This window comes from Cohnella nanjingensis, from assembly GCF_014212125.1.
GTDB classification, from domain to species: Bacteria; Bacillota; Bacilli; order Paenibacillales; family Paenibacillaceae; genus Cohnella; species Cohnella nanjingensis.
Genome location: NZ_JACJVP010000021.1, coordinates 77,801 through 91,439, shown reverse-complemented (window position 1 = coordinate 91,439; position 13,639 = coordinate 77,801). Strand labels below are relative to the sequence as shown.

Annotated in this window: 11 protein-coding genes, 1 riboswitch and 1 other annotated feature; of the genes, 8 read left to right on the top strand and 3 right to left on the bottom strand. The window is 62.6% G+C overall.

From position 1 onward, the window contains the following. The first annotated feature begins 442 nt into the window (after nucleotides 1–442). Complete coding sequence (gene argH, locus H7C19_RS12445) at nucleotides 443–1,858, top strand: argininosuccinate lyase (protein WP_185142973.1); 1,416 nt, start codon at nucleotides 443–445, stop codon at nucleotides 1,856–1,858. Between the two features lie 259 nt (nucleotides 1,859–2,117). Here the strand turns inward: argH and H7C19_RS12440 are convergent, their stop codons facing one another. Further along, nucleotides 2,118–3,605: a VanW family protein gene (locus H7C19_RS12440; RefSeq protein WP_185142972.1), complete on the bottom strand. Its 1,488-nt coding sequence runs from the start codon at nucleotides 3,603–3,605 to the stop codon at nucleotides 2,118–2,120. A gap of 279 nt (nucleotides 3,606–3,884) precedes the next feature. Here H7C19_RS12440 and ftsE point away from each other — a divergent pair, with 279 nt between their 5' ends. The 7 genes from ftsE to H7C19_RS12405 all read left to right on the top strand — a co-directional run bounded on the left by ftsE (nucleotide 3,885) and on the right by H7C19_RS12405 (nucleotide 11,115). Next, nucleotides 3,885–4,571 carry a cell division ATP-binding protein FtsE gene (gene ftsE, locus H7C19_RS12435; RefSeq protein ID WP_185142971.1) on the top strand — a complete coding sequence of 229 codons (687 nt, stop codon included), beginning with the start codon at nucleotides 3,885–3,887 and terminating at the stop codon, nucleotides 4,569–4,571. Beyond that, a complete protein-coding gene (gene ftsX, locus H7C19_RS12430; RefSeq protein WP_185142970.1) occupies nucleotides 4,561–5,478 on the top strand; it encodes a permease-like cell division protein FtsX in 918 nt (305 codons plus the stop codon). The genes ftsE and ftsX overlap by 11 nt, the downstream gene beginning before the upstream one ends. A 38-nt stretch (nucleotides 5,479–5,516) precedes the next feature. Next, complete coding sequence (locus tag H7C19_RS12425) at nucleotides 5,517–6,695, top strand: murein hydrolase activator EnvC family protein (RefSeq protein ID WP_185142969.1); 1,179 nt, start codon at nucleotides 5,517–5,519, stop codon at nucleotides 6,693–6,695. 216 nt (nucleotides 6,696–6,911) lie between these two features. After that, the gene (locus H7C19_RS12420; RefSeq protein WP_185142968.1) at nucleotides 6,912–8,426 is read left to right on the top strand and encodes a S41 family peptidase; all 1,515 of its coding nucleotides are present in this window, start codon (nucleotides 6,912–6,914) and stop codon (nucleotides 8,424–8,426) included. 119 nt (nucleotides 8,427–8,545) lie between these two features. Next, the gene (locus tag H7C19_RS35215; RefSeq protein ID WP_185142967.1) at nucleotides 8,546–10,072 is read left to right on the top strand and encodes a PDZ domain-containing protein; all 1,527 of its coding nucleotides are present in this window, start codon (nucleotides 8,546–8,548) and stop codon (nucleotides 10,070–10,072) included. 44 nt (nucleotides 10,073–10,116) lie between these two features. Then, nucleotides 10,117–10,227, top strand: a riboswitch (guanidine-I (ykkC/yxkD leader). A 232-nt stretch (nucleotides 10,228–10,459) separates the two neighbouring features. Further along, nucleotides 10,460–10,798, top strand: coding sequence for a DMT family transporter (locus tag H7C19_RS12410; RefSeq protein ID WP_185142966.1), 339 nt, complete (start codon nucleotides 10,460–10,462; stop codon nucleotides 10,796–10,798). A gap of 2 nt (nucleotides 10,799–10,800) precedes the next feature. Next, nucleotides 10,801–11,115 (top strand): DMT family transporter, encoded by a 315-nt coding sequence (locus tag H7C19_RS12405; RefSeq protein ID WP_185142965.1) that lies wholly within the window; start codon nucleotides 10,801–10,803, stop codon nucleotides 11,113–11,115. 208 nt (nucleotides 11,116–11,323) lie between these two features. Here H7C19_RS12405 and H7C19_RS12400 read toward each other — a convergent pair whose 3' ends face one another. Together H7C19_RS12400 and H7C19_RS12395 are read right to left on the bottom strand one after the other, a co-directional pair. Continuing rightward, nucleotides 11,324–12,451: a TFIIB-type zinc ribbon-containing protein gene (locus H7C19_RS12400; RefSeq protein WP_185142964.1), complete on the bottom strand. Its 1,128-nt coding sequence runs from the start codon at nucleotides 12,449–12,451 to the stop codon at nucleotides 11,324–11,326. 137 nt (nucleotides 12,452–12,588) lie between these two features. Further along, nucleotides 12,589–13,179 (bottom strand): short chain dehydrogenase, encoded by a 591-nt coding sequence (locus tag H7C19_RS12395; protein WP_185142963.1) that lies wholly within the window; start codon nucleotides 13,177–13,179, stop codon nucleotides 12,589–12,591. 131 nt (nucleotides 13,180–13,310) lie between these two features. Further along, nucleotides 13,311–13,567 (top strand) — a binding site (T-box leader). Nucleotides 13,568–13,639 lie beyond the last annotated feature (72 nt).

Below are 13,639 nucleotides of genomic sequence, written 5' to 3'. Positions count from 1 at the left end.
AGCCAACCGACGACCGGGCAGGTTCGCTGCTGCAGTCCGAGCCGGCCGATGACCGGGTAGGCAGGTCCGCAACTGCCGATCCAAGCCAAGCCGACGACCGGGCAGGCAGGTCCGCAACTGCCGATCCAAGCCAGCTTTTGGGGTCCAAGTCGCGTTTTACCCGATTTAGTTGCATTCGTACAACTAGATTCCTGAAAAATCATCGATACCGCGAGAATTCATGAAATTAGTTGTACTTTTGCAACTAAAAGGCTCAAATGGGCGTGTTGGCGGAAAATAAGATGTACTTTTACAGCTTATTCCCAACATGAAGATCGCAAATCAGCCGTTGCGAAGCAAGAGGCACCGCGATCGGAGATTCGGAAGCCGGTCGGAGCGAACCGATCCGGCTCGCAAGCAAGCGAACTCGAATAAGCACATGACGAAAGGGGCAAACGCAGGCATGAGCAAGCTGTGGGGCGGACGGTTCACGAAGAAGACCGACCAATTGGTTGAGGAATATACGGCGTCGATCACGTTCGACAAGGAGTTGGCCGAGGAAGACATCCAAGGCAGTCTGGCGCACGTCGCGATGCTGGGACACTGCGGCATCTTGCCGGCGGACGACGTCGAGAAGATCAAGGAAGGCCTGCTGAAGGTTCGCAATCGCATCCAGCGGGGCGAACAGGAATTCGCGATCGCCGACGAAGACATTCACATGAACATCGAGAAGGCGCTCATCGACGAGATCGGACCGGTCGGCGGCAAGCTGCATACGGGACGGAGCCGCAACGACCAGGTCGCGACGGATATGCACTTGTACCTGCGTAAACGCGTCGTGGAATTTGTGGATCTGCTGTCCAAATTGCAAAACGCGCTGATCACGCAGGCGAAGGCGAACCTCGATACGATCGTGCCGGGCTATACGCATCTGCAGCGGGCGCAGCCGATCCTGTTCGCGCATCACCTGATGGCATACGTGTCCATGTTCGGCCGCGACATCGAGCGCCTGCAGGACAGTTACAAGCGCATCGACGCGCTGCCGCTCGGCGCGGGCGCGCTGGCCGGCACGACGTTCGCGATCGACCGGCTGTACACGGCGAAGCTGCTGAACTTCGGCCGCGTCTACGAGAACAGCCTGGATGCCGTCAGCGACCGCGACTTCATCGTCGAGTTTCTGGCGGGCGCCTCGCTCATCATGACGCACTTGTCGCGTCTCAGCGAGGAGCTCGTCCTGTGGTCGAGCACGGAGTTCCAATTCGTCGAGCTGGACGACGCGTTCTGCACCGGCTCGAGCATCATGCCGCAGAAGAAGAATCCGGACGTACCGGAGCTCGTCCGCGGCAAGACGGGCCGCGTCTACGGCAACCTCGTCGGCCTCTTGACGGTACTGAAGTCGCTGCCGCTCGCTTACAACAAGGACATGCAGGAAGACAAGGAAGGCATGTTCGACACCGTCAAGACGCTCCAGGGCGCGCTTCAGCTGTTCGCGCCGATGATCGAGACGATGAAGGTGCGCAAGGAGCGCATGCGCCGCGCCGTCGACCAGGACTTCTCGAACGCGACCGACATCGCCGACTTCCTCGTGAACAAAGGGCTGCCGTTCCGCCAGGCGCATGAAGTCATCGGCAAGACGGTGCTGTACTGCATCCAGCAGAACAAGTTCCTGCTCGATCTGACGCTGGACGAATTCAAGCAATTCTCCGCGCTGTTCGACGACCGGATCTACGAAGTGCTCCAACCGGCGACCGTCGTCAACGCGCGCAACGTCTACGGCGGCACCGCGACGAACCAAGTGTCGGACGCGATCGCCCGCGCCGAGGCCGAGCTGACACGGACGCAGGCATGGACGTCCGAGTACGAAGCGAAGAGCCGTTAAGTGAAGTCGGCGCATCCGCCGCAACCCCAATAGCGTCTCGCAATGAACACAACCAAAAGAGGATCCCAAGTCCGCGTACGTCGCGGCTGCGGGATCCTCTTGCTCGTCATCCGGCTTTGATTCGCCAGCCTTCCGAAGGGGCGGCAGAATTACGTCACCCCAGCTTCACCGTTACACCTTAGCCAAGGCGCCTTCGCCGACCATCGCACCGGCTCCGCCTTCGCGTCCTAGCCGTAGTCGCCGTCCTTCCGCCGTCTCGTCACACCGGCTCGACCGGCGTACCCTTGCCGCCATCGCCATCCGGCGACGGAGACGGCGCACCCTTGCCTTCCGGCGGCGCGAGGCGCGGATCGGCCGGGTTCACGGCGAGCACCTGGTTCTGCGCGCGGTAGGTGGAGCGATTCAGCTTGTCGCGGGCGGTTAGCTTGCCGTCGACGTATTTGAGCCGGTACGTGTCGATGACGACGCCGGCTGCCCCTTGCTCCAGCACCTTCGTCCCGCCGAGGGCGACGCCTTCGTCGCGCACGTACGACAGCTTCGGTTCGAGCACCTTCACTTGCTCCGTGCTCAGATCGTAGCGGACGCGCTCATCCATCGTGCCGAACAGCTTGACGGTCAATTTCTTGCCTTCGACGACCGTCTTGATGAGGAGCAGCTTCCCGGTCGCGTTGCGGAACCGGAAGTCGATATAGCCGTCCGCGAACGTCGCATCCAGGCCCACGGGGAGGTAGCTGACGGGCAGGGAGTGGTTCCGGCGCTCGACGATCTCGATGCCGGACGCGCGGATGATCGCGTTGTAAAGCGTGCTGGACACCTGACAGATGCCGCCGCCGATGCCGGGCGTCAGCTTCCCTTTGACGATGACCGGCGCCTCCTTGTACCCGTACGCCTTCTCCGCCTTCGCGACGATGTCCCCGTAGGAGAATTCGTCTCCCGGCTTCAGCAGCGTATCGTTAAGCGCTAGCGCCGCCGCGGTGACGTTGTGCGATCGGCCCTCGCCGCTCGTCGTGAACGCCGTCGTGAACTCGACGATCTTGCGCGCGAGACCTTCCTCCCGGAGGGACGCGACCGTCACCTCGGGAACGATCTTGACGAGCGGCAGGCCAACGCCGAGCGCGCGTACGCTGCCGTCCGCCGCCCCTCCGACATCCGCCAGGGAGCGGGGCGCGCGCCGCTTCACCTCTTCGAACAGCGCGGCCGTGTCCAGCGCGGTGCCGGCCACTTCGGGCGTATAGACCACTTCGTCCCGTTCGTTGATGGTCCGTACGGCGTTCTTGGGCGCGGTCTCTGCGCCGCTCGCCCAGCGGGCCTCGGCTTGGTCCGCGAACGTCTCCTCGTTCCAGGTGACGACCGCGGGATAGGACGGTTTGAGTTGGCGCTTGATCTTCCCCTTGGTCCACCAGCCGGCGTCCCGGTACTTCTCGAAGTCGCGGACCGCCTCCGACACTTCGACCGACATGCCGAGCTCGCGCAGCGCGAACGCGCCGTCGGCCGCTTCCTTTCCCGCGCCTTCCGACTGCGTCCCGCCGCCGAGCGAGACGCGCGCGCCCGCCAGCGCTTCCGCCCGCGCCCGCACCTCCGCGATCGCTTCCTCCGCCCCCAAGCCGCCTACCGCCAACCCGCCTACCGTCAGTCCATCGGGCAACCGTCGATCCGCGTCCTGGCTGAACGCGTACCCGCTAGCCGCTCCGACCCCGAGACCCATGGCGACGACGATGACTGCGGCCCACCTCCACGCTTTTCTCATCGGACAACCTCCATCCCATTTCCATCCAGATCCAAAAGCGGCTTCCATATTCTAGACGTAACGAACCGACGGAACGTTTTCCAACAGATTAGAAATTTCTTAAAAATTTCCTAAAGCTCAAGCCCCATAAAGCCTCCCGGGTTTCGACACGCCGGAGAAAGATGCGGAGAAAGATCGACAAATAAAGGATTTTATTGCATGATGTCGAAGTACCTAAAGTCCAAGCTTGAAGCCGTGTTTACTCCAAAATACAGAATCAGTCCGACAGGAAGTGACCGCATGATCGAAATGCACGACATATGGAAGACCTATCCCGACGGAACGCCGGCGCTGCAGGGCGTAAGCGTCGTCATCGACCGGAACGAATTCGTCTATGTCGTCGGCCCTTCGGGCGCAGGCAAGTCGACGTTCATGAAGCTGATCTACCGCGAGGAAGTGCCCACCAAGGGGCAGCTCTCCGTCAACGGATTCAATATAGGCAAGCTGAAGCAACGCAAAATTCCGTACGTGCGCCGAAATATCGGCGTCGTATTCCAAGATTTCCGCCTCCTCCCCAAATTATCCGTGTACGAGAACGTCGCTTTTGCGATGGAGGTCATCGAGTCGCCCAAGCGGCAGATCCGCAAGCGGACGATGGAGGTGCTCGACCTGGTCGGCCTGAAGCACAAGGCGGCCAGCTTGCCGGCCCAGCTCTCCGGGGGCGAGCAGCAGCGCGTCGCCATCGCCCGCGCGATCGTGAACAGCCCTTCCGTCATCGTGGCGGACGAGCCGACCGGCAACCTCGACCCGGAGACGTCTTGGGGCATTATGAAGCTGCTGGAGGAGATCAACTTCCGGGGCACGACCATCGTCATGGCCACCCACAACAAAGATATCGTCAACAATCTGCGCAAGCGCGTCATCGCCATCGAGCGGGGCGCGATTGTCCGGGATGAGCAGAGAGGGGAATACGGCTATGAAGTTTAGCACCCTCGTGCGCCATATCCGCGAAGGTGGCAAGAACGTGTTCCGCAACGGCTGGATGTCGTTCGCGTCCATGGGCTCGATCGTCGTCTCCCTATTTGTACTCGGCGTATTCATGCTTCTTGCCTTGAACGTGAACAAGCTGGCGGACCAGTTCGACAGCCAGGTCCAGATCAGCGTCTTCCTCCAGACGGGGACGAATCCGTCCAAGGTCGAAGAGGTGCAGCGCCTGATCGGCCGGATTCCCGAAGTGAAGAAGGTCACCTTCATCTCCAAGGAGGAAGGCCTCAATCGTCTCCGGGAAGGCTTGGACGAGGATGCGCGCAGCGCGCTCGACGGCTACGAGAAGGAAGACAATCCGCTGCCGGACGCGTACGACGTCGAATTGTTCGACCCGCAGCAGGTCGCCTACGTCTCCAAGCAGATCAAGGCGATTAACGAGACCGACGCCTCGAAGCCGATACTCGGCGTCAAATACGGACAGGGCACCGTCGAGAAGCTGTTCCGCATCACCAACGCCGTCCGCAACATCGGCCTCGTCATCGTCGCGGGTCTCGCCATCATGGCGATGTTCCTCATCTCCACGACGATCAAGATGACCATCCTGGCCCGGCGCCGGGAGATCGGCATCATGAAGCTGGTCGGCGCCACGAACAACTTTATCCGCTGGCCGTTCTTCATCGAAGGCGTGCTCATCGGGGCAGGGGGCTCGGCCATCACGACCGCGCTGCTGCTCTATGGCTACTCCAAGCTGATTAAGACCGCGCAATACGATTTGGGTCTGATGCTGATCCAATTGGCCGACCTGCAGGAAGTCGGCTGGCTCGTCGGCGGCACGCTGCTCATTCTGGGCACGTTGCTCGGCGTCTGGGGAAGCGTCGTATCCGTCCGCAAATACTTGAAAGTCTAGTCGCCCGTCGCCCTTGATCCATTTGAAGGAGGACAGCCGTGAAGAAGAAATTGTTGGCCCTGTCGGCCATGCTGGTGGGCTTGGTATTCATTCTTCATCCTTACGACAGCTATGCGGAGACCAGTCTTCAGAAGATTGAACGAGAGCTGAAGCAGATTCAAGATCAGATGAACGCCGCGGCCAAGAGCAAGAAGGAAGCCGAGAAGAAGAATACGCATCTCACCGCGCAGAAGCAGGCCACCAAAGCGGACATCAACCAGTTGATGGTGCAGATTCAGAAGGCCGGAGACGATCTCGATACGACGCAGGGCAAGATCGACGCCGCGGAGACGAAGCTCCTCAAGACGACGGCCGAGCTCGAGAAGGCGGAGAACGCCCGGGCGCACCGCGACGAGCTGCTGAAGAAACGAATCCGACTGCTCTATACGAACGGCGCCGTCTCCTATATGGACGTGCTGCTCAGCTCGACTAGCTTCAGCGACTTCCTGAACCGGTTCCAGTCGCTGCAGTCGATCATGGAGCAGGACAAGGACGTGCTCGAGCAGACCAAGTCCTACAAGACGCTGGTCGAGAACAAGAAGGCGCAGGTCGAGACGGACCTGAGCAGCGTCAAGTCGCTCTACAAGGAGATGGCGAACCGCAAAGCCGAGCTGGAGTCGAAGGAGAAGGACAAAGAAGTCCTCGTCGCCAGTCTCAGCAAGGAGATCCAAGAGACCGAGGACATCAGCGAGGAAGCCGAAGCGGCGCTCATGGAGTTCGGGAAGAAGTATTCCAAGCTGCTCGAACAGAAGAACGCGTTGAAGAATTACTACAAGGGCGGCAAGCTCGGCGTTCCGCTCAAGATCGATTACCGCATCTCCTCTCCGTTCGGCTACCGGACGCATCCGGTCACCGGGCAGAAGAACAAGCTCCACACGGGAATGGACATGGCCGCGCCGAACGGAACGTCGGTCTACGCGGCGGAATCCGGCGTCGTCATCGTCGCCCAGTCGTGGAGCGGATACGGCAACTGCATCATCATCAACCACGGCGGCGGCCTGTGGACGCTCTACGGCCACTTGAAGCCGGGCGGCATACTCGTCAAGAAGGGCGAGACGGTGAAGCGCGGCGAGAAGATCGGTCTCGTCGGCATGACCGGCACCGCGACGGGGTATCATCTGCACTTTGAAGTACGGAAGGACGGCGAACCGGTCAACCCGGCGCCCTATCTGAAGTAACCGAACGATCCTTGTCAGACAGCCGTTGCAGCCACCCCCGCGTCGATCCGAACCGGGGAGGCGGGCGGCTGTTTGGCTTTGATGCCGGACAGCGGCTGACGGCATGCCCGGCGCGGTGGCAGTGCCGCGTGCGGAGGCGGAAGGATAAAGCTGGAAGTCCGATCATAAGTTAGTAGAGATGCAGACAAGGGTTTGGATCCAAGAGGAGGAAGACCGGTGCTGTTGCGGGGTCGAACGGTACTAGGGCTGATGGCGGGAGCGGCGGTCGTCGCTTGCGCGTTGACCATCGGCGCGATGAGCATGACGAAGGAGGGCTCGCTTCGACTTTTCTCGGGAGCGGAAGCGGAAGCGGGGCATGCGCCTTCCGGCGCGCCGCCTGCTCCGAACACGGGAGAGGGGCGCCGCTTGAGCCCGACCGAGCTGGCTAAGCTGAACAAGGCGTTGGAGCTCATCGAGAATAAATCGCTTCAGCCGATGAATCGGGACAGATTGCTGGACGGCGCGATTAAGGGCATGGTGGCGGCGATCGGCGATCCGTATTCGGACTATATCCCGAGCAAGGAAGCCGACAAATACACAGACAAGCTGCGCGGGACGTTCAGCGGCATCGGCGCGAAGCTGGATCAGGACGGGGACGAGTTCGTCGTCACGGACTTGATGAAGGACTCGCCCGCCGAGCGCGCGGGGCTGCAGACGAAGGACGTGCTGGTCTCCGTGAACGGTCAGTCGCTGCGCGGACTGAGCCTCGGGGAAGCGATCGCCAAAGTCCGCGGTCCCAAAGGCACCAAAGCCAAGCTGATCGTGCGCCGGCCCGGCGCCGATGGGCTGCTTCATCTGGAGCTCGTGAGGGAACAGCTCGACTACAAGACCGTCGGGAGCGAGCTCGGCCCGGACGGCGTAGGCAAACTATGGATCAGCTCGTTCACGTTCGACACGGCGGACCGGGTGTCGCAAGAGCTCGCGAAGCTGGAAGCCGGCGGGATGAAGGCGCTCGTGCTGGACGTCCGGCACAATCCGGGCGGCGTGCTGACGTCCGTGCTGGACGTGGCGTCCTTGTTCGTGCCGAAAGGCAAGACGGTCGTCGTCTATGCGTCCGCGGACGGCGTGCAACAGCCGGAGACGGCGAAGGGAGACCCCGGCGCGGGCAAGCCGTACCCCATCGTCGTCCTGATCGACAAGGGCACGGCCAGCGCGGCGGAGATTCTGGCCGGCGCGCTCCGGCAGACGATCGGCGCGACGCTCGTCGGGGAGACCACCTACGGCAAGGGAACGGTGCAGATCAGCTACGAAGAGCTCGGCGACGGGAGCTTGATGAAGCTGACGGTGTCCAAATGGCTGCTGCCGGACGGGACGTCGATCGACCGCCAGGGCGTGAAGCCCGACGCGGCGGTGGCGCAGCCGGACTACTTCGCCGCGACGAGGCTGCCGCGCGGCCAGGATTTGAAGCCGGATCAGACCGGCGAAGACGTCCGCAACCTGCAGCTGCTGCTAGCGGGCGCGGGATGCCCGGCGGACCGGGAGGACGGCTATTATAGCGAAGGCACGCGCGACGCGGTCGCGCGGTTCCAACGCGCGGCAGGGCTGCCGGAGACGGGCATCGCGGACGATGCGACGGCGGAACGGCTGGAAGCGGCCTCGTTCGAGGCGGTGCGGGACCCGGACCACGACTCGCAATGGAAGGAAGCGCAAGCGCGCGCGCTTCAAGCCGCGGCCGCGGCATCGGGAAGCTAGCGGGCTGGACGGACATCGGCGGCAGGATTTCGGCGCGCGTCCGTCGAATAGGTCGGAAGAAGAAAACGTCTCACCCTATTCCAAGGATGGCGAAACCGTTTTGACTAGGCGTGGAAGGTGTGACCGTTGACATGGAGCTTGGACTCGATTGGTTGCGGGCAGCGGGGCAGGCCCTGGCCGGGTTGTTCACGCTGCCGTATTTCTATATAGCGCTGCTGATTGTCTGGTGGCACAGCCGCCAGCAGGTCGTTCTTCAGCGCCAATTGTTTCACGTCAGGCTGCGCGGCAGCCTGACGATGGCGCTGGGCAAGACGGCCGCGGGACTTGCGGTCGGCGCGGCGATGTCTCTGCTGGGGTTGGCCGCAGGGGCGAATCTGACGCCGGATACGTTGATCTGCGTGTGGGCGGCGACCCTCGTGCTCGCGATTTTCCGGCTGCGCTACATCTGCTTGGCTTATGCGGCAGGGGCGCTTGGGATCGTGCAGGCCGTATTGTCTTGGACAAGCCTGGATACGACTTCGAATGAGACGTTGGGCCAAGCCGTCCGGGTGGTGGGGGGGATCGACGTGCCGGCCTTGCTGTTCCTGGCCGGATTGCTGCATATCGCCGAAGGGATTCTGGTTCGGATGCAGGGCGCCCGCTATGCGACGCCGCTGTTCCTCGAAGGGAAGCGCGGCAAACCCGTGGGCGCCTATTCGATCTCCGGCGTCTGGCCCGTTCCGCTGCTCTGGCTCATTCCCGCCGCGAACGGCGCGGGGCTGTCGCTTCCGTGGACGCCGCTCTTCGGCCTGGACGGCGCGGGAGGCGCTGCCGCGGCGGCGGGCTGGACGCTGGCCGCGTTCCCCGTGCTCATCGGCTTCAGCGACCGGACGGAGACGCGCTGGCCGGAGGACAAGGCGCGCGATACGGCGCGCGGGCTCGTCGCGTACGGCGCGATCGTCGCCGCCCTGGCGGCCGGAGCGGCCTTCTGGCCGCCGCTGACGGTTGCGGCCGCGATCGCCGCGTTTGCGTGCCATGAAGGGCTGCTCCTGCGCGGGCGCTTCCGCGAGCGGGGCCGTCAGCCGGTCTACGTGCAGAACGGCCGGGGCGTGACGCTGCTCGCCGTTCTGCCGGGGACGCCGGCCGCGGAGATGCAGCTGCAAGCGGGCGAGATCGTGACGAAGGTGAACGGCATGCCGGTCCGCAACAAGGAGCAGCTGCATGCGGCCCTGCAGCTTCAGTCGGCGTTCTGCAAGCTGGAGGTGCTGAACCGGGAAGGGCACGTGAAGTTCGCGCAGCGGGCGCGGTATGCGGGGGAGCACTACCAGCTGGGGCTCATCCTGGCGCCGGACGAAGACGCCGAGTACGTGGCGGCGCCGCGCTCGGCCTCGCTGTGGCAAGGGCTGCAGCGCGCGGGAGCCAGGCTTCGCGGCGCGCGGGGCGCCGGCCTGACGGGCGCGCGGGACGAGATCGCCGCGGCGGCCGAGGAAGCGGAGGCGGCCGGGACGCTTGCCGCACGCGAAGAAGACCGGGCTGTCGCGACGGGCGGAGACGGGACCGCCGCCAGCGAGACCGCCGCTGCCGGCGAGTCTCTCGCGCTGCCGGCGCCTGCGGCAGCGAAGCCGGTGGATCCCGGCTTGCCGCCACGGCGCAGCCGCCGCGGTTGAAGTTGACACTTGACATGAGGTGTCAATTCGGACTAAGATGTAGGGGATTCGTTCTCTAGGGTTCCGCGGCGCCTCCAATCGCCGGTCTGGTCCAAGGGAGAACGCGCGGTCCCGTTAAGCGGGAGGCGTCACGGAGGGATAAAAGCCCGGGAGTATCAGGATGTTCGGTCTCCATCAACGACGAAGTTGGTGGATCGCCGAACATGCCGATGCTCCCGGGCATTTTTTTGCGCTTCCTTCGGCATGGGAAAGTCGTACCGCCCTAGTCGCAGGAACTCGCCTGGACAACGGGCTCGCCCTCTTCCGGGGACGGCGAAGCCGTTTTTTCCGGCCCGGCCGTGAACCTTCCGTAGATTGGGACATCCTTAACCGTAGGGGGTCATCATCATGAATCGTTATTGGTTGTTGTTGTGGGTCGCGGGATTGAGCGAGATCGGATGGGTCTCCGGCTTGAAGCACGCGGACAATGTCTGGGAGTGGGCGTTGACCGTTTTGGCGATCGCCTTTAGCTTTGCAACGCTGCTGTACGTATCCAGCGCTCTGCCGGTCGGCACCGTCTATGCCGTCTTCACGGGGATCGGCGCGGCCGGCACCGTGCTGGGCGAATCCATCTTCTTCGGCGTTGAGCTCGATGCGGGCAAGCTTGCGCTAGTCATCATCCTGGTGATCGGAATCGCCGGATTGAAGATGACCACGGGGCACGCCCCTGCGAAGGAGGCGGAGTGACGATGGCATGGATCATACTCATCTTCGCCGGCATGGGCGAAGTCGTCGGCGTCCTCGGCCTCAACCGATTGAACCGGCGCCGCAACGCGGCTTCCTGGACCATGATGCTCGGCGGGTTCGCCGTCAGCTTCATTCTGCTCACCATCGCGATGAAGTCGCTCTCCATGGGCACGGCGTACGCCGTCTGGACGGCGATCGGCACGATCGGAGCGACGGTGCTCGGCATGGTCTTCTACGGGGAGTCGCGCCAGCCGCTGCGCATTTTCTTCCTCGTGCTGGTCGTCGGCGCCGTCATCGGGCTGAAGGCGCTGGAGTAAGGCGGAGAGGGGAGGCGGTTGGCGGTCTCTCCTCTGACAGCAGTGCGCCCTGAATCCGGACGACTATGACCGTCTGCTGCGGCTCTAGCTTGCCATCGGGTGAATTGCCGCACGAGAGGAGCGGCTTCCGCCACATGAATATACGGGTTCCGGCCTTCTCGCCCGGAACCCGTATTTGCGTTTGATGGGAAGTCCCCGTTTCGTCCGATCAGCTCGGCGTAGAACCGTCATACGAGACGTAGAGCAGGAGCGCGGCCAGTACGATCGCCACGCAGGCCAGCACGAACAGCGTGATCTTGAGCGCGCTGCGCGGCACGCGTCCCGAGACGAGGCCGGTCTGGCCGTTGACCATGTAGCGGTAGGGTTTGGCCTTGTAGTTGTAGCTGGCGTTCCAGACGGGCAGCAGCAGATGCTTGTAGGTCCGGTCGTCGTAATCGGTGGCGATGCGCAGAGACCGGATCTCGTCGCCGCCGATCTCCGAACGGATCTCCTTGGTCAACGTCTCGCTCATCCGTTCTCTTGCCTGCTTCCAGCCGTCCGAGCGCGACAAAGAGTACCGTTCGGCGATAAACCCGCTTAAGTACTCCGGCTTGTACGAAATCAGCTGCTGCAGGTCGAAGTTGCCCAGGCGCTCCAGCAGCACGGTATCGTATTGCCCGGAAGCGGGAATGAGGACGTCGTCGAACGATCGGTCATAATAGCCGCTAGTCGAATGCCACACGGTGTAGCGCTCGCGATCCGTGTACGTCTCCGTCTTGCCGTTCACGGTGCGGGTCTTGGTCACGGTGCGGTAGTGATAGACGCCGACCTCCGCCGAGTACGATGACGACGTGTTCGCATCGAAGGTCCAGTAGGGGATGTAGATCCCGGTCAGCTTGGCGTTGATGTCGCCTTTCTTGAAGGCGTTGGGGACGAACCACCGCTTCCGCTTCCAGGCGATGAAGCGGTCCGCGGCTCCCGACAGGGAGATATGGAAGGGAATGAGCGATTCCGGCCGGATGCCGCGCGCGCCGCTCTGGACGAGCACCTTCGGCGAACCGCAGAATGCGCAAGTCGTCGCGGTCTGCGCAGCCGGGATCAGCGACCGGCCGCCGCATTGCTCGCACTGGATCGCTTGCTGGGCGACGCCCCAATCGGTAGAGACGGCCTCCTCATCGTCCTCCGGACCGTCCGGCAGGGCGTGCTCCTTCGGGGCGCCTCCCTTATTCGCGATCACCTGGTCGGTACCGCAATAATCGCACTTCAGCTGCCGGCTGTCCGCGTCGAACCTCGTCGGTCCTCCGCATGCCGTACAGGGAAAGCCGACCGCGGCTATCGCCTGGGTATCCATGGCCATCTCTCGCTGCTCCTTCATTCCGCGTCTGTCGTTGCCGACCTATGCGACAAGATTTACCACTATTATAAGCTTAAAATCCGTAGATAGGATGATAAATTGCGGGATTTTGTCGCCTTTTCCTGCATCCAGTCCCGCCCTTAAGGCGTGAGAATCCGCCCTTGAAGATCGCCTTCGATGGCCGCCGCATACGCGCGCGCCACTTCGCTGGCCGGCGTCCCCGCGCTCGGGTCCATGCCCAGCTTCGCGAGCGTCTCCCTCACCCAGCCCGGACTCACGACATTCGCGCGAATGCCCCGGGGAAGCTCCACCGCAGCCGCGCGAACGAATCCTTCCAGACCGCTGTTCACGATATGGCCGACCGCGCTGCCGACCATCGGTTCTTTGAAGGTGCCGCTCGTCAGCGTGATCGAGCCGTTATCTTTCAGGCTGCGGATCGCGCGGCGAAAGAGGGCGACTTGCCCGGTCAGCTTCTTCATGCCTAGATCGAAGTCTTCGTCCCATCGGTCGGAGTCGATCGGCGTCAGCGTTCCGCTTTGGGCGACGCAGACGACGGCGTCGATCGGTCCCGTCGAAGCGAAGAGGGCGTCGACCGACGCGGGATCGTCCAGATCCGCGCGGACCTCGCCATGCCGGGAAGCGCGAATCACCTCATGCTTCGGTTCGAGCGCCTCCGCCACGGCCGAGCCGATGATTCCGGTGCCGCCTATGACGATCATTCGTTTTTTCATATCTATCATCCTCTCCGCTTACGATTGTTTGCACATGCAAATATTAGATGGGCATTATTGGAATGCCAACCTCGAAATTGACGATGAACGCTCCATTTTCCATTTCGCCGTGCTATAATGACAAGAAATAAACATGCGCGATGAGGAAGAAGAGTAAGCGCCGGGAAGATTCCAGAGAGCTGACGGGAGGTGCGAGTCAGCGTCGGAACGGCGACGAATGGGCTTCGGAGCGTCCAATCCGATCCGCCGGCGGCGGGGTAGGTGCGGCGGGAGGTCTTGCCGATACAAGAGACGGGGCATTGATGGATGCCTGTTGAAGAGGGTCTGCCGCCGCATGCGCGGAAGACCAATAAAGGTGGTACCGCGAAGCGAGAACTTCGTCCTTTAACCGAGGACGGAGTTTTTTTGTTTTTCAAGCGCTTGAAGGGAGGTGATGGCCGATGGATGACGGCTGGCGTTG

Excerpts from the sequence above, each read along its gene's own strand:
- argH (WP_185142973.1), top strand. The coding sequence starts at position 443 with ATGAGCAAGCTGTGGGGCGGACGGTTCACGAAGAAGACCGACCAATTG.
- H7C19_RS12440 (WP_185142972.1), bottom strand. The coding sequence starts at position 3,605 with ATGAGAAAAGCGTGGAGGTGGGCCGCAGTCATCGTCGTCGCCATGGGT.
- ftsE (WP_185142971.1), top strand. The coding sequence starts at position 3,885 with ATGATCGAAATGCACGACATATGGAAGACCTATCCCGACGGAACGCCG.
- ftsX (WP_185142970.1), top strand. The coding sequence starts at position 4,561 with ATGAAGTTTAGCACCCTCGTGCGCCATATCCGCGAAGGTGGCAAGAAC.
- H7C19_RS12410 (WP_185142966.1), top strand. The coding sequence starts at position 10,460 with ATGAATCGTTATTGGTTGTTGTTGTGGGTCGCGGGATTGAGCGAGATC.
- H7C19_RS12405 (WP_185142965.1), top strand. The coding sequence starts at position 10,801 with ATGGCATGGATCATACTCATCTTCGCCGGCATGGGCGAAGTCGTCGGC.
- H7C19_RS12400 (WP_185142964.1), bottom strand. The coding sequence starts at position 12,451 with ATGGCCATGGATACCCAGGCGATAGCCGCGGTCGGCTTTCCCTGTACG.
- H7C19_RS12395 (WP_185142963.1), bottom strand. The coding sequence starts at position 13,179 with ATGAAAAAACGAATGATCGTCATAGGCGGCACCGGAATCATCGGCTCG.